Below are 23,139 nucleotides of genomic sequence, written 5' to 3' on the forward strand. Positions count from 1 at the left end.
GATTACAGTTTCCACCCGGAATGGATCGCCACGGCGCCGCCCAGAATCGGCTCGACCTTCGTCTGGCAGAAGCCCGCGCCTTGTATCATCGCCTCGAACTGTGGCGGTTTCGGAAACCGGCGGATCGATTCGGCGAGGTAGCGATAGGAATCCTCGTCGCCTGCAATAACCCCGCCGATCTTCGGCATGATCCTGTGCGAATAGGCGTCGTAAGCCTGCTTGAAACCGGGCCAGCTGGTGGTGGAAAACTCCATGCAGAAGAACCGCCCGCCATGCTTCAGCACGCGATACGCCTCTGCCAGCGCGCGGTCGATATGGGTCACGTTGCGAATGCCGAAAACGATGGTATAGGCATCGTATTGGCGTGCAGGATAAGTGAGGCTTTCCGCGTTCTGGCACGACCAGCTAAGCCCGCCTTCCGCATCGTCAATCCCGCGAGCCATCGCGCGTTCGATGCCCACATCCAGCATATCCTGGTTGATATCCGCAACCGTCACTTCGGCCCCGCGCGCGGCCATGCGGAACGCCACGTCGCCGGTGCCGCCTGCCATGTCGAGGGTCGCTTCGCCCGGTTGCGGTTTGACGCGGCGCACGAAACGGTCTTTCCACAAACGGTGCATCCCGCCCGACATCGCATCGTTCATGATGTCGTATTTGGAAGCGACGCTGGAAAACAGGTCGCCAACACGTTGGGTTTTGTCCGCTGGATCGACGGTTTCATAACCGAACGAGCTGGACATGCTTGCCGCTGGTGAAGCGCCAGTGCTTCCGGACGTGGAATTGGTATCGGGCATGGCCCCGGCCTTAGGGCTATTTCGGCCGCTCGCAAAGGCTGTTAGGTGCACCGCCATGCCCGAATTGCCCGAAGTCGAGACCACCGTGCGCGGCCTGGCGCGCTTTCTGGAAGGGGAGCGGCTGGAACGCGTGCAACTGAACCGCGCCGACCTGCGCTTCCCCTTCCCCGAAGGTCTGGTGCAATCACTCACCGGCGCGCGGGTAACGACCATGGGCCGGCGCGCGAAATACGGACTGATCGGCACCGACCGCGACCAGACTTTCATCTTCCATCTCGGAATGAGCGGGCGCTGGCGGATCGACCCCGCGGACGACGAAAAGCACGATCATATGGTGATCGAGACGGCCACCCATCGCTTCGCTCTCAATGACCCGCGCCGCTTCGGTTATGTCGACCTCGTCGATACGCCGCGCCTGATGAACTGGCCTGCATTTGCCGTGATGGGGCCGGAACCGCTGGGCGAGGCGTTGACGGCGGAGCACCTTCATGCCGCGCTGGAAGGACGCAGCCAGGCAATCAAGCTGCTGCTGCTTGATCAGCGGATCGTGGCCGGTCTTGGCAATATCTATGTGTGCGAGGCGCTGTTCCGTGCCGGCATCCATCCCCGCAAGGCAGGCGGCAAGGTGTCGCGCCCGGCATTGCGAAGGTTGGTGCCCGCGATTCGCGAAGTGCTGGAACAGTCGATCGTCGACGGCGGATCGTCCTTGCGAGACTATGCCGCGCCCGACGGCCAGCTTGGTTATTTCGCTACACGGTTTGCTGTGTATGGGCGCGAGGGAGAGCTCTGCCAGCGCGCCGAATGCGCGGCGGATGGCCGTGTGATCCGGCGCGTGGTGCAAGGCGGGCGCAGCACATGGTTCTGTCCGCGCTGCCAGCGATAAGGAGGCCTTAGTGTTTTGAACCGGCGGGAGAGCACCATAAACCGCCCGCAATTCCTTGACGCGGCTGCTCCTACTGCCTATGTGGCCTGCCTTCCGGTGGCTTGCCGCCGATCCAATGACATATTCGCCCGTCTGAACTGCGCTGCAATATCGCACGCGTGACCATCCGGGCCGCAAAGCAGGACGATACATGGCCAATACGCCGCAAGCCAAGAAGCGCATCCGTCGCAACAACCGCCGCGCCGAAGTGAACGGTGCCCGCATGAGCCGCATCCGCACCTTTTTGAAGCGTGTGGAAGCCGCCATCGAAAGCGGTAATGCAGACGATGCCAAGACCGCCTTGCGCGCTGCGCAGCCAGAACTGGCTCGGGGCGTAGCTCGCGGTGTGTTCCACAAGAACACCGCTTCGCGCAAAATGTCGCGCCTTTCGAAGCGTGTGTCTGCGCTGTAAGCGCCGGCTTCATTTCCTACCTTCCGGTGGTCCAGGCGCGAATCGCTTAATCCCCCCGGAACAGGCCAGGCATCCTTTGCGATGCTGGCGAATCGATCCAGCCGGTGCATACGCGCCGGCTTTTTCGTTTGTATCATCCTTAACGCGGGCGGGCTGCGATATGCCCCATCGCCTGCCTCCACTTTAGCAGCTGCGCAGGCGATCCGGGCAAACCCTAGGATGCTCCGCGATTCGCAGCTCGTAAGACCGCGTTTCTCGGAGCCGCTATTGGTCCAAACCCAAGGTAAACAGGGTGTTTAACGGCAGCCTGCGGGCTTGCTTCGGTCAAGAATTTTATTTCAGTTTTTTTACGGATTGGAGCCTTGATCAAGGCCGCCGCTAAAGGCAGTAAGTTGCTTATCGGACAGGGCTGTTACCGCCCTTCCAATTGAATAAACGAGTGTTTCGAACGCAAGCTGAGAGGCGGTTAAAACCGCATTTTTCGGCGTGGGCGAAGCTGTGATTAAAACCGCGAAATGCGGGACTCGCGGCAGGCGTTTGCCAAACACCCGGCAGGGCGGGACCGCGCGGCGATCAAGCTGGCGCGAACTTGAGGATGATGGGGCTATGGAAGATATCGAAGCGGTTAATCTCGCGGCCGACTGGTCGGATATCAGCCAGGGTCTGCGCAAGGATCTCGGCCACCAGTTGCACAGCCAGTGGATCAAACCGATCCAGGTCGGCGGATTTTGCAAGGATACCGGAACGCTCGATCTTTTCCTGCCCACCGATTTCAGCGCCAACTGGGTGCAGGACCGCTTTGCCGACCGCCTGAGCCTGGCCTGGAAGATTGCCCGCAGCGAAGTGCGCAATGTGCGAATCGCTGTGCATCCCGGCCGCCGCAAATTGCCCGAACTGCAACTTGGCGGCAGGCAGGCTGCCAATGATGGCGGCGGCGGAATGGCTGGCGGCGCGGCTGCGGGCGGCGATACCGGTTACACCCATGGACTGTCGGGCCCCGTCGGGCTCGATCCTTCGTTGACCTTTGCCGCGTTCGTCACGGGTGAGGCAAATGTACTTGCCTGCAATGCAGCGCAGCGCATGGCCGCCAACGAAACGCCGCAATTCTCTCCGCTCTATCTCAAGGGCGCGACCGGCCAGGGCAAGACGCATTTGATGCACGCCATCGGCCACGCGTATCTGGCGCATCATCCACGCGCCCGGATCTTCTACTGCAGCGCCGAACGGTTCATGGTGCAATTCGTGCAGGCGCTGAAATCCGGCCAGACAATGGAATTCAAGGCCCGCCTGCGCAGTTTCGACCTGCTGCTGGTGGACGACCTGCAATTCATCATCGGCAAGGCCAGCGCGCAGGAAGAACTGCTTTACACGATCGACGCGCTGCTGGCGGAAGGCAAACGGCTGGTCTTTGCTGCCGATCGCGCTCCGCAGGCGCTCGATGGGGTGGAGCCGCGCTTGCTCAGCCGTCTTTCGATGGGTCTTGTCGCCGATATCCAGCCAGCCGATATCGAGCTGCGCCGTTCGATCCTGGAAGCGCGGCTTACACGGTTTGCACCGCTTGCCGTGCCTGCCGACGTGATCGATTTCCTCGCCCGCACTGTGACCCGCAATGTCCGTGAGCTGATCGGCGGCCTCAACAAGCTGATCGCCTATGCCCAGCTGACCGGGCAGGAGGTGTCTCTGGCGCTGGCGGAAGACCAGTTGACCGATATTCTGTCGGCCAACCGCCGCCGTATCACGATCGATGAAATCCAGCGCACCGTCTGCCAGTTCTATCGCATCGACCGCAGCGAAATGAGTTCCAAGCGCCGCGCCCGCGCTGTGGTCCGCCCGCGCCAGGTGGCGATGTACCTCGCGAAGAAGCTAACCCCGCGCAGCTACCCCGAAATCGGCCGCAAGTTCGGCGGCCGCGATCATTCCACCGTGATCCATGCCGTGCGCCTGATCGAAGACCTGCGCACCCGCGATGCCGATATGGACGGCGATGTGCGGAGCCTGCTGCGCCAGCTGGAAAGCTGAGGGGTGTTTTAGTTTTGCCTCAAGTGGTGGTGGGAGTTTCTTGTTTAGCCTCAAGCGCCGGCGGTCGCATTCGCTCCCTTAGGCTATCCTCGCTTCGCTGCGGGCGGCCCTTTGGGCCTATGACTGCCGTGACCTGGAACCGGGTTCAAGATTGCGAGGATAGCGCTAATTCCGTTTGCGACCAGCAAACGGCAAGCATGTCCTGAGCCTGTCGAAGGGGCCGAACGGCCGCCCGAGCTTATGTGAGGAAGCAAGGAACCCGGATGGGTTCCGCCCGCAGGGTCAAAAAAACTCCCACCCGCAAGGGTCCTAACAAAAACGCCGCCGCCTGAGGCTAAACAATACCTTCCCACCCGCCTGCGGCTTACCCTAAGGCCGCGGCGTGACTTACAGCCCGGCCTCGCCTGAACGACTGGACCGCTATGCGCGTCATATCGTACTGCCCGAAATTGGCGGTGCGGGGCAGTTCGCCTTGTCGCAGGCGCATGTCTGTATCGTCGGCCTTGGCGGGATCGGCAGCCCGGTGCTGCAATATCTTGCAGGCGCAGGCGTAGGTCAGTTCACCCTCATTGACGATGGCGATGTGGAAGCCAGCAACCTCCAGCGCCAGACTATCTACGCGGCCCGCGATATTGGCCATGGGAAAGCAGTGTCCGCTCGTCGCTGGCTTGCCAATTTCGACGCTGCGCTGGAAGTCACCTTGCATGATGAGCGTGTCACGTCTGTCAATGCCGAGGCCCTGATCGGCACAGCGCAATTGGTGATCGACGGAACGGATAATTTTGCTACCCGATTGGCTGTGTCGGACGCCTGCGTGACCCAGCGAATCCCTCTGTTATCCGCCGCCATCGGACGCTTTCAGGGACAGGTGGCGGCGTTTGCGGGGCATCTCGAAGATCAGCCCTGCTACCGCTGCTTCGTCGGCGACGCCTTTGATGCCGAGGATTGCGATACTTGCGCAGAGGACGGCGTACTTGGTGCAATGGTCGGCTGGACGGGAAGCTTTGCCGCCATGCAGGCCATACGCATCCTCCTGCAGGGTCACGCAGCGTTTGGCGGCCCTACCAATGGCGGTGCGAAAGGCGCGCCTTGGGGTCAGCTCCATTTGATGGACGGGCTTGCCCCATCGATGCGGACCATGACTTTGCCTAAGGACCCTGCCTGCCGTGCCTGCGGCAGCTTAGAGGGCTAGTACTTCCTCGACCCAGGCCGGTACCAACTCGCCTGCCGGGCCGAGCCGGCTTTCATCGAACCATGCCGACCCTTCGCTTTGTTCGAGATTAAGTTCCAGCGTCGCTGCGCCGCATTCGGCCGCATCGCGCACAAACCCCGCAGCCGGATAGACCGCGCCCGACGTGCCGATGGATACGAACAGGTCGGCGCTTCTGATGGACGCATAGATCGTGTCCATATCGTAGGGCATCTCGCCGAACCACACGACATCGGGGCGCAGCGCATAGGCCCCGCAGACCGGACAGGGTGGGCGGTCCGCCATGCTGCCCGTCCACGGCGAGCGGGCTTCGCAAGCGTTGCACAGCGCGCTGTTCAATTGCCCGTGCATATGAAGCACGTCATTTGCGCCGCCGCGTTCATGCAGATCGTCGACATTCTGGGTGACGAGCAGCAGATCGCACCCGTCCCGTTTGGCCCATTCCCGCTCCAGCTGGGCCAATGCGCGATGCGCCGCATTCGGCTGCACCCCCGCGAGCGCCGCGCGGCGCATGTCGTAGAACCGCAGCACCAGATCGGGATCGCGCGCGAAGCCTTCAGGCGTGGCGACGTCCTCCACCCGGTGCTGTTCCCACAGGCCGCCCTCGGCACGGAAGGTGTCGATACCGCTTTCGGCGCTGATACCAGCGCCGGTTAGGATGACGAGCTTTCGAATGTCTGGCATGATGCCGGATCAACCACCACAGCGAGAGAATATCAATGGCAGCCACGCGCATCGGCATCATCGGCAGCAAGGGCCGGATGGGTCAGGCCATTGCCGCTATCATCGAAACGGGTGAGCATGAGCTGGCGGGCGGCGCGGATGCGGGCGAGGATGTGGCAGCGCTCGCCGATCGCAGCGATGTACTGGTCGATTTCAGCACTCCGGGCGCGCTGGCCACCAACCTTCACGCCGCCATTGGTGCGGGCATCCCCCTGGTCATCGGCACGACCGGGCTGACGGAAAAGCATCACGCCGCCATCGACGATGCAACGCGCGCGGTGGCCGTCCTGCAAACCGGCAACACGTCGCTGGGCGTGACACTGCTTGCGCATCTGGTGCGGCAGGCGGCAAGTTCGCTGGGGCCGGACTGGGATATCGAGATCGTAGAAATGCATCACCGCATGAAAGTCGACGCGCCGTCGGGTACTGCGTTGCTGTTGGGCGAAGCGGCCGCCAAAGCGCGCGGCGTGTCGCTGGCAGAGCATACCGAAAGCGGGCGCGACGGGCACACCGGCGCGCGGGCCGAAGGCGCGATCGGTTTTGCAGCCCTGCGCGGCGGCACGGTGTCTGGTGACCACTCGGTTATTTTGGCGGGCGAGGAAGAACGCATCACCCTATCCCATACGGCCGAAAACCGGCGCATCTTCGCGCGCGGCGCAGTGTGCGCGGCCGAATGGCTGATCGGCAAGAACGCCGGGCGATACACCATGAACGATGTGCTTGCGCTGTGACTGGCGACTGATGACGAAGGACCAAATTTTCGAATTCTTCCGCCGCCTGGCGGAGGATAATCCTTCGCCGGAAACCGAGTTGGAATATGGCAATGCCTACCAGCTGGTGGTGGCCGTAGCGCTTTCGGCGCAGGCGACCGATGTGGGCGTGAACAAGGCCACACGGGCGCTGTTCGCGCGCGTGGAAACGCCGCAGCAGATGCTCGATCTGGGCGAAGATGGGCTGAAGGCGCATATCCGAACCATCGGCCTGTTCAATTCCAAGGCGAAGAACGTCATCGCGCTAAGCCAGCTGTTGGTGGACGAATATGGCGGCGATGTACCTGACACGCGCGAGGATCTGGTTCGCCTTCCCGGCGTAGGGCGCAAGACGGCTAATGTCGTGCTCAATTGCTGGTTCGGGCAGGAGACCTTCGCGGTCGATACTCACATCCTGCGCGTTGGCAACCGCACTGGCCTTGCCAAGGGCAAGACGCCCGAACAGGTCGAGGCCAAGCTGGACAAGCGCGTTCCCCAGCCCTTCCGCCTGCACGCCCACCATTGGCTGATCCTGCACGGGCGCTACGTCTGCAAGGCTCGCACGCCGGAATGCTGGCGCTGCCCGGTAGTGGATCTGTGTAGTTTTCGGAAGAAAGTGCTGGAGGTGCCGAAGGGGCGTTAGGTGTTTCAACTTCAGGCGCCGGCGAGGTTGTTTGTATTGCCTCAAGCGCCGGCGGTCGCATCCGCTCCCTTAGGCTTTCCTCGCGCTGCGCGCTGCGGGCGGCCCTTTGGGCCTATGACTGCCGTGACCTGGCACCGGGTCCAAGATTGCGAGGTTGGCGCTGATCCCGTTTGCGACCAGCAAACGGCAAGCGCGAATGCGCGCCCGAGCTTATGCGAGGAAAGCCAAGCGGGCCGGATGGCCCGCGCCCGGCGCTTGAGGGTCTAAACAAAAAACGCCCGGACAACCCCCCCTAAACATCATCCGCCGAGATCATTTCCTCGCGGTCGATATCGCCGGTCATGCTGGCGACGGCCACGGTAATTGCCGAATCGCTCGTGACATTGGTGGTGGTGCGCATCATGTCCATGATCCGGTCGACTCCCGCCACGAAGGCGATGGTTTCCAGTGGCACACCAACCGCGCCGAACACCAGCGCCATCATGACGAGGCCCGTGCCGGGGATCCCCGCCGCGCCGATCGATCCTGCCGTCGCGAGCAGTGCGATCATGCCGTAATCCGCCCAGCTGAGATCGACGCCGAAAATCTGCGCGCCGAACAAGGTGGCGAGGCCGAGATACATGGCGGTGCCGTCCATATTCACCGTCGCGCCCAATGATACGACGAAGCTGGACGTGCCGGGCGCCACACCCAGATTGCGCTGGGTGCAGCGCAGCGTGACCGGCAGTGTCGCGTTGGACGATGCGGTGGAATAGGCCACGGCCATCGCGTCGGTAATCCCGCGGAAAAAATCCACCACCGGCAGCTTCGCCAACAATTTGACGATGGCGGAATACATCAGCACGATCATCAGCAGGCAACCGACATAGTTCAGCGCAACCAACTTGCTCAATGCAAGCAGCGCATCCACGCCTTGCGTTCCGGCCACCCATGCCATCAGCGCAAACACCCCGAACGGCGTCAGTTCCATGACCACCGCAGTGACTTTCTGCATCACCATGCTGCCGCTGTCGAACACACGCGCAACAGGATCGCCGTCCTTGCCCGCCATCAGGATGCCGACACCCAGCAGCAAGGCGAACACGATCAGCGGTAGGATATTACCCGCAGCCATGACTTCGACCGGGTTCTGCGGAATGATGCTGAGCACCATGTCCTGCCAGGTTTGGTCCTTGGGTTCGGGGATCGGTCCGCGCTCGATGCCGGACAGGTCGAGGCCCACGCCAGGCTTGAACACCGAACCCAGCAGCAGCCCCAGCCACACCGCGATCTGCCCGGTAATTACGAACAGCAGCAGCGCCCGCCCACCGACGGAGCCGAGCTTTCGCAAGTCGCCGATGGCAATGACGCCCGACACCAGGCTGAAGAAGATAAGCGGAACCACCAGCATCTTGATGAAGCCGATAAACACATCGCCGATGATCTTGATGCTTGCGGCGCCCGGCCCCCAGACCAGCCCGACCACGATGCCCAGCACCAGCGCGGCAATAACCCGCTGCCATAGCGGAATGGCGAACCAGCTTTTCACGTGTTGTCCCCTCAAATCCTCGGAGCGAGCCTAGCAATGCCATCCTACGAGGCAAGCGAATGCGTCTGCTGGATGGCTAACTCAGCGCCGCCATTGCGATACGACGATAAATGCGCGCCAACACGGCCAAGTCGGCGACAGCCACGGCCTCGTCGCGCTTGTGCATAGTCGCGTTGACCAGCCCGAATTCGATGACCGGGCAGATATCCTTCAAGAAGCGCGCATCCGACGTGCCGCCGCTGGTGGAGGCTTCCGGCACGACGCCTGTCTCGGCTTCCACCGCATCCGCCACCAACTGCGAAAATTCGCCGGGCGGCGTGAGGAAGCTTTCGCCCGAGATTACCGGCCGCGCGGTGCCGCCATGCTTTTCGGCGATGGCAATGACCCGCTCTGAAATGCTCGTCCCGGAATGCAGGTCGTTGAAGCGCACCGAAATGCGCGCGGTGGCCTTGGCCGGGATGACATTATGTGCCGGATTGCCGACTTCCAGTTCGGTAATCTCAAGGTTGGATGGCTGGAACCAGTCGGTGCCCTCGTCCAGCACCAGCGCTTCCAGCTCGGCCAGTTTTGCTACCAGCCGTGGAAGTGGGTTGTCAGCCAGATGCGGGTAGGCGACGTGGCCCTGCACGCCTTCCACTTCCAGCCAGATATTGACCGAACCGCGCCGGCCGATCTTCATCATGTCGCCCAGCTGGTTCACACTGGTCGGTTCGCCCACCAGGCACAGGTCCGGCGCTTCGCCGCGTTCGCGGATCAGGTCGATCAGCGCGCGGGTGCCGTATAGCGCCGGCCCTTCCTCGTCGCCGGTAATGATGAAGCTGATGGTACCGGCGTCCTGCGGAATGTCCGCCACCGCCTCCACCATGCAGGCGATCGAACCCTTCATGTCGACCGCGCCGCGCCCATACAGCAGGTCTCCACCGGGTGCGGTGCGGATTTCTGGCTCGAACGCATTGCTCGACCAGCCTTCTCCTGGAGGCACCACATCGAGATGTCCGGCAAAGGCGAAGTGTTTCGACCCGTCCGGTCCGCGCCGGATCGCAAGGCAGTTCTCGACCGGCCCGTTTTCAGGATCTTCGGCACCCGCCACGAACCGGTGGCATTCGAAGCCCAGTGGCGTCAGCATGGCTTCGAAAGCATCGAACACCTCGCCGCGCGCAGGTGTCACACTGGCCGCCTGCATCAATCGCACGGCCTTTTCCACGACAGCCTGTTCGGCAGCGGCGTCCGTCACCTCAGGCAGTCCCGGCGTTTTCATATTGTTCGATTACCCATTGCTCGTCCTCGGCAGCTTCCAGCCAGCCGGTCATCCATTCATGCTCCCACACCGCTTCCATATAGCTTTGTGCAAAGCCGGGTACGCCCACGCCGTAAGACAGGAAGCGGCTGACCACCGGGGCGAAGGCGATATCGGCGGCGCCGAACGTGCCGAACAGGAATGGCCCGCCCGCGCCGTGCCGGGCCCGCGCCTCGGCCCATAATTGCAGGACGCGCACGATATCCGCCTCGCAATCGGGCGTGATGGTAACGCCTGAAAAACGCTTGCGCATGTTCATCGGCATTTCACGGCGCAGCGCGGCGAAGGCGCTGTGCATTTCCGCCACCATCGAACGGGCCATGCCTCGCGCCGCGTCGTCCTTGGGCCAGTACCGATCGCGCCCCACCTTGTCGGAAAGATACTCCATGATTGCCATGCTGTCCCACACGATCACGTCGCCATCCCACAGGATCGGCACCCGTCCACTGGAAGCCTGCAGACCGTTATCGCCCTGCTTGCGCTGTTCCCAGCCCTCGCCCACCATCGGCACCAGGATTTCCTCGAAACCGAGGCCGGACTGCTTCACCGCAAGCCACCCGCGAAGCGACCAGCTGGAGTAGTTCTTGTTTCCGATAACCAGCTTCATTTGAGCGTTTCCTGACTATTGCGCGCCCACCATACGCGCGTCCAACCGGACGTAGGGGTTCAGGAAAGCCAAGTCGAGTGTGAACGCCATCCAGGCGGATTGCACCATATTGTCGCCTTCCACCGAACGGTAATTCCTGTATCGCACCCACAAAACGAAACCTGGGAGCCAGCATGCCATCCGACCTGCCAAAATCCGACCCCATGCATTTCGATGATGTCGTCAAGGGCCGCCGCAGTATTCGCGGTTACAAGCCGGACCCGGTGCCGCGCGATTTGATCGAGGAAGTGCTGGCGCTGGCCATGCGCGCGCCGTCCTCCATGAATACCCAGCCCTACAACTTCACCGTGCTGACCGGCGAACCGCTGGACCGGATACGCGCGGGCAATACCGAGAAGATGCTGGCCGGCGTTCCCGAAAGCCGCGAATTCCGCAGCGGGACGGGTTTCGAAGGCGCACATCGCGAACGTCAGATCGGTGTGGCGAAACAGTTGTTCGGCGCGATGGGTATCGAACGGGACGACAAGGCGCGGCGGCAGGACTGGGTAATGCGCGGTTTCCGCCAGTTCGACGCGCCGGTATGCATCATCATCACTTTCGACCGCACGTTGGAGGGGTGGGACGATCCGATCTTCGATTGCGGCGCGGTCACCACCATGCTGGTAAACGCCGCATGGTCGCGCGGGCTGGGTGCCGTCATCAACAGCCAGGGCATTATGCAAAGCCCGGTAGTGCGCGAACACGCCGGCATTCCGGACGATCAGGTCATCATGAAAGCCGTCGCCCTTGGCTGGCCGGACGATAATTTCCCTGCGAACGCCGTGGTGTCCGAACGCAAGGACGTTGCCGAAGCCAGCCGGTTCCTGGGCTTCGCCGAATAGCCGCTTACGGCGTGTAGAAAGTCGGTGAGCCCGGGCCCACCGGGATATCCAGCAGGAACGTCCAGCCCATGAAGAACAGCGACCAGAACAGCAGGAAGAATATCGTATAGGGCAGCATCATGGCGATCAGCGTGCCGACGCCTAGGTTCCTGTCATACCGCGTCGCCCAGGCCAGGATCAGCCCGAAATAGCTCATCATGGGGGTGATGATATTGGTGGTGGAATCGCCGATCCGATAAGCCGCCTGGATCACCTCGGGAGAATAGCCGATCAGCATTAGCATCGGCACGAAGATCGGCGCAGTCACAGCCCATTGCGCGGATGCGGATCCCAGCGACAGATTGATCAACGCGCAGATGAGAATGAAGAAGAAGAACACCAGCGGCCCGGTCATGCCGGTGTCCAGCAGGAACTGCGACCCGGTAACCGCTGTAATCGCGCCGAGATTGGTCCAGCCGAAAAACGCCACGAATTGCGCGGCGAAAAACACTAGCACGATATACAGGCCGAGCGAAGCTAGCGCGGCTGCCATCGCGTCAATTACATCGCGGTCCGTTTTCATCGTGCCCGCCACCCGGCCATATGCATATCCGGTTACGAGGAAGAAAATCAGGATCCACACGACGAATCCCTTGAAGAAGGGTGAATCGATCCGGTCGCCCGTGTCGGGATTGCGCAGTACACCCCATTCGGGAAGCAATGTCAGCGCCATCAGCCCCAACACGCCCAGCAGCGCCACGCCCGCCCAGCGCAGCGCCTTGCGTTCTTTCGGCGCGATCGCCTCCATCATCCGGTCGTCGAGAATGGTGGGATCTGCCCCGGAAGGGTCGTATTTTCCCAGCTTCGGTTCCACGATGAAGATGGTGACGAGCGAACCTATGGCAGTAATCAAGAACGTGGAACCGACCATGAAATACCAGTTTGCCGTTGCCAGCACGACATAATCGGGATCGATGAGGCGTGCGGCCTCCTGCGTGATACCGGCCAGCAGCGGGTCGATCGTGCCGATCAGCAGGTTTGCGCTATAGCCGCCCGAAACGCCCGCAAACGCCGCGGCCATGCCCGCCAACGGATGCCGCCCCAACGCGTAGAAAATTCCCGCAGCCAGCGGGATCAGGACGACATAGCCCACTTCCGACGCGGTGTTCGAAACGATGCCGGCAAACACGATCGCCACCGTTACCATGTGCGGCGGCGCGGACAGGACCATCGAGCGTACGGCGGCCGACAACAATCCGGATTTTTCCGCCACGCCAACACCCAGCATCGCCACCAGCACCACACCCAGCGGCGCGAAACTGGTGAAATTGCCGACCAGATTGGTAAAGATCCGGCGAATACCGTCCCCGTCGAGCAAACTTACCGCGCGGATCATGCCGTCCGCAGCCACGCCAGGTGCGCCTGCGGGCCGGGGATCGATCACGGCCACACCCAACCAGCCCAGCAGACCCGAAATCAGGACGATGCTGAGCGCCAACACCGCGAACAGCGTGACCGGATGCGGCAGCAGATTGCCCAGCCACTCGACCCCGTCCAAAAACTTCGTAAAGCGATTGCGTGCGGGCAAGGCCGCCTGTTCCGGTCCATCGGCCATATTGTCTCTCCGCCTCGTCGCTAAATCGATCGTGCCGCGACTGAAGAGGGACCAGCGCGAATTCTCTTATCAGAGTACCGCCCTATACTGAACGAGCGATTGCCCGGCTATTGCCGTAGATTTCGGGAAAACACGGCCTGTTGGTGTTAAAGGTTCGCATCTTCCAGAATAGCTGCGCGCAATTCGGGAATGCCATGCTTGGTTTCGGCGCTGGTGACATGGAGCGCGGGGTAGGCGGCGGGGTGCGCGCGGGCTTCAATCTCGACTGCCGCGATCACTCTGTCGAGTTCGGACGCCTTCAGCTTGTCCGCCTTGGTCAACACGATGCGGTAGCCCACCGCTGCGCCATCGAGCATCTGCATCATGTCGCGGTCGACATCCTTGAAACCGTGGCGCGCATCCACCAGCACCAGATTGCGGGCCAGCACCTGCCGCCCACGCAGGAAGGTCTTTACCAGCTTCTTCCACTTGTCGACCACGGCGAGCGGCGCCTTGGCGTAACCGTAGCCCGGCATATCGACCAGCCGCAGCACGGTCGGATCGCCGACTTCGAAATAATTGAGCTCCTGCGTCCGACCCGGCGTTACCGAAGCGCGCGCGATCGACTTGCGGCCCGTAAGTGCGTTCAGCAGGCTGGATTTGCCGACATTGCTGCGCCCGCAAAACGCGATTTCCGGCACTGTCGGTTCGGGCAGGAATTTCAGTTGCGGTGCGGATAGCAGAAAGTCCACCCGGCCTGAAAACAGTTTGGCCGCCTCGGTTTCGCGGTATCCCTCCGCTTCCTTTTTCTTCGTCACGTCTTTTTCGCCGCTTCGGCTTCCGCTGCCTTCTTCGCGCGATCTTCCGCGGCCTGTTGCTTGAGCTGCGGGTGACGCGAGTAGAGGTAGCTTTGCTGAGCCAAGGTCAGGAGGTTCGACGTTGTCCAGTAAAGCAGCAGCCCGGCCGCGAATGGTGCCATTACGAACATCAGCACCCATGGCATGATGTTGAACAGCTGTTGCTGGACAGGGTCCATCGCAGTCGGGTTGAGCCGGAAAGTGAGCCACATTGTCACACCAAGCAGCACTGCCAACACACCGATGGCCAGGAAGCTGGGCGGATCGAACGGCAACAGGCCGAACAGGTTGAGAATGGTGGCCGGATCGGGCGCGGACAGATCGCGGATCCACAGGATGAACGGTTCGTGCCGCATCTCGATCGCCAGGATCAGCACCTTGTACAGCGCGAAGAAGACCGGAATCTGCAGCAGCATGGGCAGGCACCCGGCAAGCGGATTGACGCCTTCCTTCTTGTACAGCGCCATCACTTCCTGCTGTTGTTTCTGCTTGTCTTCCTTGTGCCGTTCCTGGATCGCCTTCATCTTCGGCTGGATCGCGCGCATGGCAGCCATGCTGGCAAAGCCCTTCTGCGCGATGGGGAACATGGCGGCACGGATCAGCACCGTCAGCAGGATGATGGCGAGGCCGAAATTGCCAACCAGTTCATCAAGCGAAGTCAGGAGCCAGAAGATCGGTTTTTCGAACCAGCGGAACCAGCCCCAATCGATCGCGAGATCGAACTTGGCGACCCCGGCTTCCTCGTACCCATCGAGGACATCGCTTTCCTTCGCGCCCACGAACAGCTGCGTCGTGCGGCTGACCTGGCGGCCCGACTGCACGGTTTCGGGCGCATAGATCAGGTCTGCGCGATAGCGATCCTGACCCAGCGAACGGAACGTGCCGTCCGCGCGCGTTCCGGCATCGGGAATAAGTGCGGACATCCAGTAAATATCGGTAAAGCCGATCCACTTGGCCGATCCTTCACCATCGACCGTGCCCATTTCCTCGATATCATCGTAATCATAGCCGAAATCGACGGCGTCCCCGAACATCCCGATGGGGCCGGAATGTACGTTCCATGTGCTGGCGCTGGCTGTCAGGCTGGTCCGGTTGACCAATGCAAATGGCGTAACCACCACCGGACCGCCGGCAGTGTTGACAACCGTCTGCCGGGCGGAAATCATGTACTGGTCGTCCACCGAAAGCTCGATCTGGAACCGTTGGCCCGCACCATTGTCCCACCTGAGCGTGACCGGCGTTGCAGGCGTCAGCACGTCGCCATCGGTTTCCCAAACGGTGCGTGCGTCGGGCAGTGTGGCGCCGGAACCGACCCAGCCGAACTGCGCGAATTGCTGGACAGGCGTGCTTTGCGGGGCGAACATCCGCACCGGCCCGCTATCCTTCTCGACCGTCTGGCGGTGCGACTTCAACACGATATCGTCGATCCGCGCACCGACAGGATTGATCGAGCCCGCCAGTTCGCCCGCATCGATGCGGATGCGGCCCGAGCTGGCAAGAGCGGTATCGAGATCGGTATCGACCATGGTTTCGGCCAGATCGTCGCTCACGCGGGTGCTGCCGTCTGCCAGCCGCCCTTCGGCCCGCTGGGTCGGTGCGTCGACCCGGCCAGCCGCGGTAACAGGAGTGTCCGGCTGCGGGTAGACGTACCGCATGCCGGCTTCCCAGCCGAACAGGAGCAGGCCGCATAGCACCACTGCGAGCAGGAGATTGCGCTGGTTATCCAAGGTGAAGACGATCCTCGATCAATGCACCGCCGACATGGCGCCGGCGGGAACGGCGCCGCAATATGGGAGCCCGGTGAAATCTGATGTCACGGCGTTACGGCACAGGGTCGTAACCGTGTCCCCCCCAGGGGTGGCAGCGCAATATACGTTTCGCCGCCATCCATCCACCCTTGATTGCGCCATGCTTCTCCAGCGCCTCGATCGCGTAGGCGGAACAGGACGGGGCGAAGCGGCAGGACGGCGGCAATATGCGCGACGGGCCAAGCTGCCAGCCGCGCGCAATCCAGATTAGCAGGGTCTTCATGTGGCTGAACCGGCAGTCGAATTGCGGGATTTGCCGGATTTCCGGCGAGGGGCGCGCTTGCGATCCCCCTCCCCACGCCGCGCCCGCTCGAGCGCCCGGGACAATTCAGCCCGCATGGTGGCGAAGTCCCGCTCACGCCCGCCTTCGCGCCCGATCAACACATGGTCGTGCCCCGCCAAACCCTCGGTCGGCAGGGCATCGCGCAGCAATTCGCGGAACCGCCGTTTCATGCGGTTGCGGATTACGGCATTCCCGATCTTCTTGGTGACAGTAATCCCGAACCGCTTGGCCACGCCGTCATTCGGCCGTGTCAGCAACACGAAGCCGGGCCGCGCATTGCGAAGCCCGCGATTCGCGGCGAGGAAGTCGGCGCGTTTCGTGATGGTGGTGGGGGCGGACGGAGAAGTCATCGATCGCTATGATAGTGCGGTTGGGGGTGAGAGTCTTTTTTGTTTTGCCTCAGGCGCCGGCGGTCGCATTCGCTCCCTTAGGCTTTCCTCGCGCTTCGCGCTGCGGGCGGCCCTTTGGGCCTATGACTGCCGTGATTGTATTTTGTTTGGCCCTCAAACGCCGGGCGCTCGCATCCGCTCGCTTGGCTTCCTTGCATCAGCTTGGGCGGCCGTTCGGCCTTGCGGTTTGCCGGTCGCAAACCGAAATCGCGCTAAGCTATAGAAGTGGTATCAAGAATCTGGTCACGGCAGTCATAGGCCCAAAGGGCCGCCCGCAGCGACGCGACCGTCAGGTCGCATGAGCGAGGTTACCGCACACCCGGATGGGTGTGCGAAAAACAAACTAAGCGCAGAGTTTCTTGCGGCCCTTGCGGCGACGGTTGCGTAGCACCTTGCGGCCGCCGACCGTTGCCTTGCGGGCAAAGAAACCGTGGCGGCGCTGGCGCACCAGATTGCTTGGCTGGAATGTCCGCTTCATATCGACCTCTGAGAACTGTCTGTCACCGGCACCTCCCGAACATACGGAACGGCACCATAAAAAAGGGCCGCCAGCTAGGGCGACCGTGTTGCATGAAATCCGTTAGAGCGGCTCCGACCCTGAGTCAAGCAGCGCGTAGGCGATCTGCGGCATAGGCTGATCCGATGGCTGCGCAACGCGAACCGCGTCTCCAGCACTATCCTTCATCCAGCCGCGAATATCACGCGCCGTCAACCATAGCGCCTGTTCGTGCGGCACGGAATTGGTCAGATCGTAAAACGCGCGAGCATCCGGCGCTGCCATGCCCATTTCGATGTAGTAATTCAGATACATGCTGTTTTCGGGCGCTGTCGCGGCGAAATCATCCGCCTGCAACCCATCTTCGTCAAGCCAGCTATGTACTGCGAACTCGGCGCCCTCATCGACCCGGCGCGTTGCGCCTGCCCAGAACAATTCCACCGCACCGGAGCGGACCGAGCCACCGCGCGGCACGTGGGTCGCAAGCCCTGCCGAGCGGATCATCCGGCCCAAGGCAAGGTTCGCGCGGTCGTCGTCAGTACCGGGGCATTCGACCAGTTGCAGCGTCTCGATACCGGGATGCGCGGCCAGCATGGCGGCGAAATGCGCCGGGCTGCCGGTATTGGTCGCATCGACGAGCGCGGCACGGCTATCGTCCAGCACGCGAAACGGGCCGTAGCTTGCGATACCTTCCGGCACATCAATGGAATGCGCGCTGACCAGGCGGTTGGCGCTGGCCGTTTGCGACGGCGAAGCTTCGACCCATTCTTCGACGATGGTAGTGGTTACGACCATACGACTTTGTACGGTTTGCGCGGATAGTGGCGCTGCGAACAGAGTGGCAAGGGCCAGGAAAAGAGCAACAACACCGCGCATGTGCATCCGTTTGCGCTGGCGGGTCTTGCGGTATTGCCAACACGAATGGTTGCCGCGCCGGTAAGGATGTTTTGCGATAATCGTGCGCGCCGCAGCAACACCCCTCGACAGTGCCTGGCAAACCCGCCAGACAGGCGCAGAACAAACAGGGGGTGTTGCAGTGGTCGCTCTGGTCCGGACGGTGGCCTATCTCGGGCTGGAAGCGCGCGGCGTGGAAGTGCAATGTCAGGTCGCGCCCGGCATGCCGCGCTTCGCTATTGTGGGCTTGCCGGACAAGGCTGTGGGCGAAAGCCGCGAACGCGTGCAGAGCGCATTGAGCGCGATGGGCCTGTCGCTTCCGCCCAAACGCATCACCATCAACCTGTCGCCCGCCGACCTGCCTAAGGAAGGCTCGCATTACGATCTGCCCATCGCGTTGGCCCTGTTGGCGGCGATGGGGGTAACCGATGCGGAGCAGCTTGGCGACTGGATCGTGGTAGGCGAACTGGCGCTGGACGGGCGCATCGTGGCGTCGCCCGGCGTGCTGCTCGCGGCGATCAAGGCCAACGAAGCGGAAACCGGCCTGATCTGTCCGGCAGCGCAAGGGGCGGAAGCGCGCTGGGCCAGCGGCGTGCCGATTGCCGCCGCGCCCGACCTGGTCAGTCTGCTCAACCACCTCAAAGGCACCGCACGCCTGCCCGACCCTGAGCCGGGCGAGGTAGAGCCCGCCCCGCCCGGCCCCGATCTCAAGCAAGTGAAGGGCCAGGAAACCGCCAAGCGCGCGTTGGAAATTGCTGCCGCCGGGGGGCACAATCTGCTCATGAACGGCCCGCCCGGTGCGGGCAAAAGCCTGCTTGCATCATGCCTTCCCGGCATTTTGCCCGAACTTTCCCCGGCCGAGGCGCTGGAAGTGTCAATGGTGCAATCGGTCGCAGGCACCCTGCAGGAAGGTCGCATCAGCCGTGCCCGCCCGTTCCGCGCGCCGCACCATTCCGCCAGTATGGCCGCGCTGACCGGTGGCGGGCTGAAGGTAAAACCGGGCGAAGTCAGCCTGGCGCACCTTGGCGTATTGTTCCTCGACGAACTGCCCGAATTCCAGCGGCCTGTGCTCGATTCCCTGCGTCAGCCACTGGAAACCGGCAAGGTTGATGTGGCGCGCGCCAACGCCCATGTCAGCTTTCCCGCCCGCGTGCAGTTGATCGCGGCAATGAACCCGTGCCGCTGCGGCCATCTGGGCGATCCTGCGCTGGCTTGCAGTCGCGCGCCGCGATGTGCCGCCGATTATCAGAGCAAAGTTTCCGGGCCGATGCTCGACCGGATCGACCTGCATGTCGATGTCGACCCGGTCAGTGCCGCCGATCTCGGTCTGCCGCCATCTGCCGAAGGTAGCGCCGAAGTCGCGGCCCGCGTGGCCGCAGCGCGCGCGCTTCAGACGGCCCGATCCGGGGAAACCGGTGCGCGCAGCAACGCAGAATTGGACGGCGAGCCATTGGAGAAATTCGCCGGGCCGGACGAAGCGGGTCGCAAGCTGCTGATGCAGGCTGCCGAAGCCATGCGCTTGTCCGCACGGGGCTATACCAGAATGCTGCGCGTGGCCCGAACCGTAGCCGACCTTGCCAAGGCGGATACCGTGGGCCGCATTCACATCGCGGAGGCATTGAGTTATCGTCGGCAGCCACCAAGGGCCTGATTGCCTTGCCGAAAGGATGTTCGATGAGAAAGATCCTGACAAGTTGTGTTGCTGTTCTGGCGCTTGCCGCCTGTACCCAGAACGCCCCTGCGCAGCCCACACCCGCCCCATCCGAAACTGACGAAGTTCAAGCGGCACGTCCAACAGGACCGCTCGCCGTCTATACGGTGCTCGCCGATGCCGCGGCCGCGGATGAAAACATCGTCTATTCTCCAACAAGCGCGGCGCAGGCCTTCGGCCTTGTCCATCTTGGCGCTCGCGGAGAAACAGCGGCCCAGATCGAGCAGACTTTCGCGCTGCCTGCGGGCGCGAAAGGTGATGCTCAGTTGGGGCATCGGCGCACCGCATTGTCGGATCCCGGCGTGGGCGTGAAGCTGCGCATTGCGAACGCGCTGTTCCTGGCCGATAATTACAGGTTGCGAGACCGGTACGTGGCCGATGCCAAGGCAATATATGGTGCCACTACCGATACGGTGAACTTCAAATTACGTCCGGCCGCTGCAGCGCGCACTATCAACGCGTGGGCGGATCGCGAAACCAACGGACTGATACCGCAAGTCGTCACACCGCAATCCATTGTCCGCGACGCGGCAGCCTATCTTGCCAATGCCACCTATTTCGAGGGAGACTGGTCGCGCGCATTCACGCAGGTCGAACGCGCTCCCTTCCTGTTCGGCAACGGGCGCGAAACCACTTTCGACCTGATGAAGGCGGAGGCCGATTACGCGACCGTCATCGATAATGGCTGGCGCGCCGTCCGGATGCCGTATGGCCGCATGCGCCGGTTCGTGATGGACATTATGCTGCCGGAAGAGCGTACGGCAAAGCTGCCGGAACTTGGGGTTGCCCGGATTGCCAAACTCGACAGCCAGCTTACGAAAGCGAAGCCGGCAAGCACACGGTTGTGGTTGCCACGTTTCGAGGCGGATATGGAGCAAGACCTGATTGCGCCATTACGGCGATTGGGCCTGACTTTGCCGTTCGACAGAGCGGCAGCCGACCTGACGGGCATGTCTCACCCTGCTTCGGCCCGGCTTTACATCGAAAAGGCGTTTCAGGTCGCGAAATTGCAGGTTTTCCAAACCGGCACCAAGGCAGCGGCGGCGACCATTGCCGTTGCCGTGCCGGTTTCCGTGCCGCCACCCTTTACAGGCAGGGAATTCCGGGTGGACCAGCCGTTCCTGTTTGCCATTCGCGATACGCAAACAGGCGAAATTCTGTTTTTCGGCCGAATTGCCTCACCCGACCCATATTCCGGCTAGGCTTGTGGCACCTCGTCGGGCGGCTTACTTCCCGGACAAATTCAAGAACAAGATGAACCCGGAGACCGCACGATGGAACAGATCGGCGAACACCTCGAAACGATGCAGCGCCGCGCGCTCGATCCGGCGCATGTCGATGCAATTGCCGCTATTGCCAGGGAACGCAGTTATGACGCGGGCGAAATGGTGGCCGAGGTGGGTCAGCCGATGGACCGGTTCGTCTATGTCATTGAAGGCGAGATAGAAGTGGTGGACCCCTATTCTGGCGAGCGGATGATCGAGTCCAGCCTGGGTCCGACGCAATTCATGGGCGAGCTGGCGTTTCTCAATGCGGGCAGTTTCACCCTGCCGATGCGCGCAGCCAAACCGACCCGGACATACGAGGCCCCGCGCGAGGCGATGCTGGACCTGATGGCCAAAGTCCCCGAACTTTCAGACCATATCATCACGGTCTTTTCCGCCCGTCGCCGCAATCAGTACGAAGCCAATCGCAGCTCCATCAAGCTGATCGGCGCTGACAAGGACGCGGCGGTACGCAAAGTCGCCAGCTTCCTATCGCGCAACCGCATCCCGTTCCAGTCCTTCGACCTCGACGGCAAGGATGAGGAAAGCGCCCAGCTCTGCAAGATTGCGGACCACGAGCCCTCTGTCATCTTCGACAAGGATACGGTGGTCGATGCACCCACGCCGGTGAAGGTGGCCCGGCTGCTGGGGCTGGACCTCGATATCTGCCACGACGAACCTGTCGATCTGCTGATCGTCGGCGGCGGCCCCGCCGGCACGGCGGCGGCGGTCTATGCCGGGTCCGAAGGGCTGAACGCGCTGGTGGTGGAGGATATCGCCATCGGCGGGCAGGCGGGCACGTCCAGCCGGATCGAGAACTACATGGGCTTTCCAACCGGCATTTCGGGGGCAGACCTCGTCTATCGCGGGCAGATACAGGCGCTAAAATTCGGCACTCGGTTTGCCATGCCGCGCCGAGTGACAGGGCTGTCGCGCAGCGAAGATGGCACGTTTTGCATTACCCTGGATCATGACGATCCCGAGGACAGGCTGGAAAGCACGGAGTGCGAATCCTCCAGCTCCGGGCAGCTATGTGCCACCGCCATTCTGGTCGCGACCGGCGTGCAATATCGCAAGCTGCCGATCGACCGGCTTGAGGAATTCGAAGGCAAAGGCATTTTCTACGCCGCCACCGAAATGGAGGCCCGGTATTGCGCCAATCGCGAGGCAGTTATCGTCGGCGGCGGCAATTCCGCAGGGCAAGCCGCGATGTTCTTGTCGCGCGGGGCGAAGCACGTACATATCCTGGTGCGCGGCGACAGCCTGGCGGATTCGATGTCCTCCTATCTGGAAGAACGGCTGGTCGCGGATGAGCGCATAACGATCCATTACAACAGCGAAGTCAGTGCGCTGGACGGCGATGAATGGCTGGATGCGATCGAGGTCGATACGCCGGATGGCAAGGAAACCCTCGAATGCGGGGCGCTGTTTATCATGGTCGGTGCCGCGCCCAATACCGACTGGCTGCAGGGTCATGTCGAGCTCGACGAACGCGGCTTTGTGAAAACGGGCGAGGCGGCGGGGTCAGAGTCGATCTTCGCCACGTCTACCGCCGGTATCTATGCAGTGGGCGACGTCCGCCATGGCTCGGTCAAGCGAGTGGCATCGGCTGTCGGCGAAGGGTCGGTGGTGGTTTCCGCGATCTGGCAATACGTCGCGCAGCATAGCGAAAGCGTGCGCGCGGGCGACCGTTCGCAGGATGGCGAATAAAGCGTCAATTCATGCGCTGCGTGTCCGACGTGTCCGGTTCGCCCAGCTCCGCATACCACCGGGCGTAACGGGTGTTGCGCGCCATGCGGCGGTTTTCATCAGGCGCGCCGTCGTTCCACCAGACGGGGCCGCGCTCACCCAGCGCCTCTTTTGATAATTGAACGGCAGCGCGGGCGGCGCGCATGGCTTCGGCATTGCCGCTGCGCTTGGCATCGCGTACGGCGCGGCGCGCATCCATCAGGGCGTTGACGTGCTGCTGGCGTTCGTCTTCGGTCAGGTTAGGGTTCGCGGCGCGCCACAACCGGCCTCGCACCACGATGTAGCGCCCATCAGGCGTGCGCGGCGGGCCGTCTGCATCGGACATCACG

23 protein-coding genes are annotated in these 23,139 nt (G+C 62.3%); 10 read left to right on the forward strand and 13 right to left on the reverse strand.

The genetic code is table 11. The features are described 5' to 3' along the window. Positions 1–2: 2 nt before the first annotated feature. On the reverse strand, positions 3–740 hold the full coding sequence (locus HME9302_RS09960) for a class I SAM-dependent methyltransferase (protein WP_115367664.1): 738 nt from the start codon (positions 738–740) through the stop codon (positions 3–5). A gap of 109 nt (positions 741–849) precedes the next feature. Between HME9302_RS09960 and mutM the strand changes: the two genes are divergently transcribed. The 4 genes from mutM (at position 850) to HME9302_RS09980 (ending at position 5,339) form a co-directional block, all read left to right on the forward strand. Further along, positions 850–1,677, forward strand: coding sequence for a bifunctional DNA-formamidopyrimidine glycosylase/DNA-(apurinic or apyrimidinic site) lyase (gene mutM, locus HME9302_RS09965; protein ID WP_115366884.1), 828 nt, complete (start codon positions 850–852; stop codon positions 1,675–1,677). A 190-nt stretch (positions 1,678–1,867) separates the two neighbouring features. Next, positions 1,868–2,128, forward strand: coding sequence for a 30S ribosomal protein S20 (rpsT, locus tag HME9302_RS09970; protein WP_115366885.1), 261 nt, complete (start codon positions 1,868–1,870; stop codon positions 2,126–2,128). A gap of 606 nt (positions 2,129–2,734) precedes the next feature. Beyond that, the gene (dnaA, locus tag HME9302_RS09975; RefSeq protein ID WP_115367665.1) at positions 2,735–4,147 is read left to right on the forward strand and encodes a chromosomal replication initiator protein DnaA; all 1,413 of its coding nucleotides are present in this window, start codon (positions 2,735–2,737) and stop codon (positions 4,145–4,147) included. Positions 4,148–4,529: 382 nt separating this feature from the next. Then, on the forward strand, positions 4,530–5,339 hold the full coding sequence (locus HME9302_RS09980) for a HesA/MoeB/ThiF family protein (protein WP_115366886.1): 810 nt from the start codon (positions 4,530–4,532) through the stop codon (positions 5,337–5,339). Here the strand turns inward: HME9302_RS09980 and HME9302_RS09985 are convergent. Then, complete coding sequence (locus tag HME9302_RS09985; RefSeq protein ID WP_115366887.1) at positions 5,328–6,041, reverse strand: NAD-dependent deacylase; 714 nt, start codon at positions 6,039–6,041, stop codon at positions 5,328–5,330. The two genes, HME9302_RS09980 and HME9302_RS09985, sit on opposite strands and share 12 nt — an antisense overlap. A gap of 35 nt (positions 6,042–6,076) precedes the next feature. Between HME9302_RS09985 and dapB the strand changes: the two genes are divergently transcribed. Further along, positions 6,077–6,811, forward strand: coding sequence for a 4-hydroxy-tetrahydrodipicolinate reductase (gene dapB / locus HME9302_RS09990; protein ID WP_115366888.1), 735 nt, complete (start codon positions 6,077–6,079; stop codon positions 6,809–6,811). Between the two features lie 10 nt (positions 6,812–6,821). After that, the gene (gene nth / locus HME9302_RS09995; protein ID WP_115366889.1) at positions 6,822–7,472 is read left to right on the forward strand and encodes an endonuclease III; all 651 of its coding nucleotides are present in this window, start codon (positions 6,822–6,824) and stop codon (positions 7,470–7,472) included. A gap of 292 nt (positions 7,473–7,764) precedes the next feature. Here nth and HME9302_RS10000 read toward each other — a convergent pair whose 3' ends face one another. The 3 genes from HME9302_RS10000 to HME9302_RS10010 all read right to left on the reverse strand — a co-directional run bounded on the left by HME9302_RS10000 (position 7,765) and on the right by HME9302_RS10010 (position 10,904). Beyond that, positions 7,765–9,000 (reverse strand): dicarboxylate/amino acid:cation symporter, encoded by a 1,236-nt coding sequence (locus tag HME9302_RS10000; RefSeq protein ID WP_115366890.1) that lies wholly within the window; start codon positions 8,998–9,000, stop codon positions 7,765–7,767. Positions 9,001–9,076: 76 nt separating this feature from the next. Further along, positions 9,077–10,258, reverse strand: a complete 1,182-nt coding sequence (gene dapE, locus HME9302_RS10005) for a succinyl-diaminopimelate desuccinylase (protein WP_115366891.1) — start codon at positions 10,256–10,258, stop codon at positions 9,077–9,079. Continuing rightward, positions 10,236–10,904 (reverse strand): glutathione S-transferase family protein, encoded by a 669-nt coding sequence (locus HME9302_RS10010; protein WP_115366892.1) that lies wholly within the window; start codon positions 10,902–10,904, stop codon positions 10,236–10,238. Before HME9302_RS10010 ends, dapE begins: the two co-directional genes overlap by 23 nt. 203 nt (positions 10,905–11,107) lie before the next feature. On the opposite strand from HME9302_RS10010, the gene HME9302_RS10015 reads away from it, so the two are divergent. Then, positions 11,108–11,785: a nitroreductase gene (locus tag HME9302_RS10015; RefSeq protein WP_115366893.1), complete on the forward strand. Its 678-nt coding sequence runs from the start codon at positions 11,108–11,110 to the stop codon at positions 11,783–11,785. A gap of 4 nt (positions 11,786–11,789) precedes the next feature. On the opposite strand, the gene HME9302_RS10020 is transcribed toward HME9302_RS10015, so the two are convergent. From HME9302_RS10020 to HME9302_RS10050, 7 genes are all read right to left on the reverse strand, one after another. Continuing rightward, positions 11,790–13,379, reverse strand: a complete 1,590-nt coding sequence (locus tag HME9302_RS10020; protein ID WP_115366894.1) for an AbgT family transporter — start codon at positions 13,377–13,379, stop codon at positions 11,790–11,792. Between the two features lie 146 nt (positions 13,380–13,525). After that, complete coding sequence (gene yihA / locus HME9302_RS10025) at positions 13,526–14,176, reverse strand: ribosome biogenesis GTP-binding protein YihA/YsxC (RefSeq protein ID WP_115366895.1); 651 nt, start codon at positions 14,174–14,176, stop codon at positions 13,526–13,528. Further along, positions 14,173–15,942 carry a membrane protein insertase YidC gene (gene yidC / locus HME9302_RS10030; RefSeq protein ID WP_115366896.1) on the reverse strand — a complete coding sequence of 590 codons (1,770 nt, stop codon included), beginning with the start codon at positions 15,940–15,942 and terminating at the stop codon, positions 14,173–14,175. Before yidC ends, yihA begins: the two co-directional genes overlap by 4 nt. A 94-nt stretch (positions 15,943–16,036) precedes the next feature. Then, complete coding sequence (gene yidD, locus HME9302_RS10035; protein ID WP_115366897.1) at positions 16,037–16,246, reverse strand: membrane protein insertion efficiency factor YidD; 210 nt, start codon at positions 16,244–16,246, stop codon at positions 16,037–16,039. Further along, the gene (gene rnpA / locus HME9302_RS10040) at positions 16,243–16,656 is read right to left on the reverse strand and encodes a ribonuclease P protein component (RefSeq protein ID WP_115366898.1); all 414 of its coding nucleotides are present in this window, start codon (positions 16,654–16,656) and stop codon (positions 16,243–16,245) included. The genes yidD and rnpA overlap by 4 nt, the downstream gene beginning before the upstream one ends. 382 nt (positions 16,657–17,038) lie before the next feature. After that, positions 17,039–17,173 (reverse strand): 50S ribosomal protein L34, encoded by a 135-nt coding sequence (gene rpmH, locus HME9302_RS10045; RefSeq protein WP_115366899.1) that lies wholly within the window; start codon positions 17,171–17,173, stop codon positions 17,039–17,041. 102 nt (positions 17,174–17,275) lie between these two features. Beyond that, complete coding sequence (locus HME9302_RS10050) at positions 17,276–18,067, reverse strand: alpha/beta hydrolase (protein ID WP_115366900.1); 792 nt, start codon at positions 18,065–18,067, stop codon at positions 17,276–17,278. A 160-nt stretch (positions 18,068–18,227) separates the two neighbouring features. On the opposite strand from HME9302_RS10050, the gene HME9302_RS10055 reads away from it, so the two are divergent. From HME9302_RS10055 to HME9302_RS10065, 3 genes are all read left to right on the forward strand, one after another. Continuing rightward, the gene (locus HME9302_RS10055; protein WP_115367666.1) at positions 18,228–19,736 is read left to right on the forward strand and encodes a YifB family Mg chelatase-like AAA ATPase; all 1,509 of its coding nucleotides are present in this window, start codon (positions 18,228–18,230) and stop codon (positions 19,734–19,736) included. A 23-nt stretch (positions 19,737–19,759) separates the two neighbouring features. Then, entirely contained in the window at positions 19,760–20,998 is a 1,239-nt protein-coding gene (locus tag HME9302_RS10060; protein WP_115366901.1) for a serpin family protein, read from the forward strand. 72 nt (positions 20,999–21,070) lie between these two features. Further along, positions 21,071–22,771: an FAD-dependent oxidoreductase gene (locus tag HME9302_RS10065; RefSeq protein WP_115366902.1), complete on the forward strand. Its 1,701-nt coding sequence runs from the start codon at positions 21,071–21,073 to the stop codon at positions 22,769–22,771. 4 nt (positions 22,772–22,775) lie between these two features. Here HME9302_RS10065 and HME9302_RS10070 read toward each other — a convergent pair whose 3' ends face one another. Next, a complete protein-coding gene (locus tag HME9302_RS10070) occupies positions 22,776–23,135 on the reverse strand; it encodes a hypothetical protein (RefSeq protein ID WP_115366903.1) in 360 nt (119 codons plus the stop codon). Between the last annotated feature and the right edge of the window lie 4 nt (positions 23,136–23,139).

The sequence above is a fragment of the Alteripontixanthobacter maritimus genome, assembly GCF_003340475.1.
GTDB classification, from domain to species: domain Bacteria; phylum Pseudomonadota; class Alphaproteobacteria; order Sphingomonadales; family Sphingomonadaceae; genus Alteripontixanthobacter; species Alteripontixanthobacter maritimus.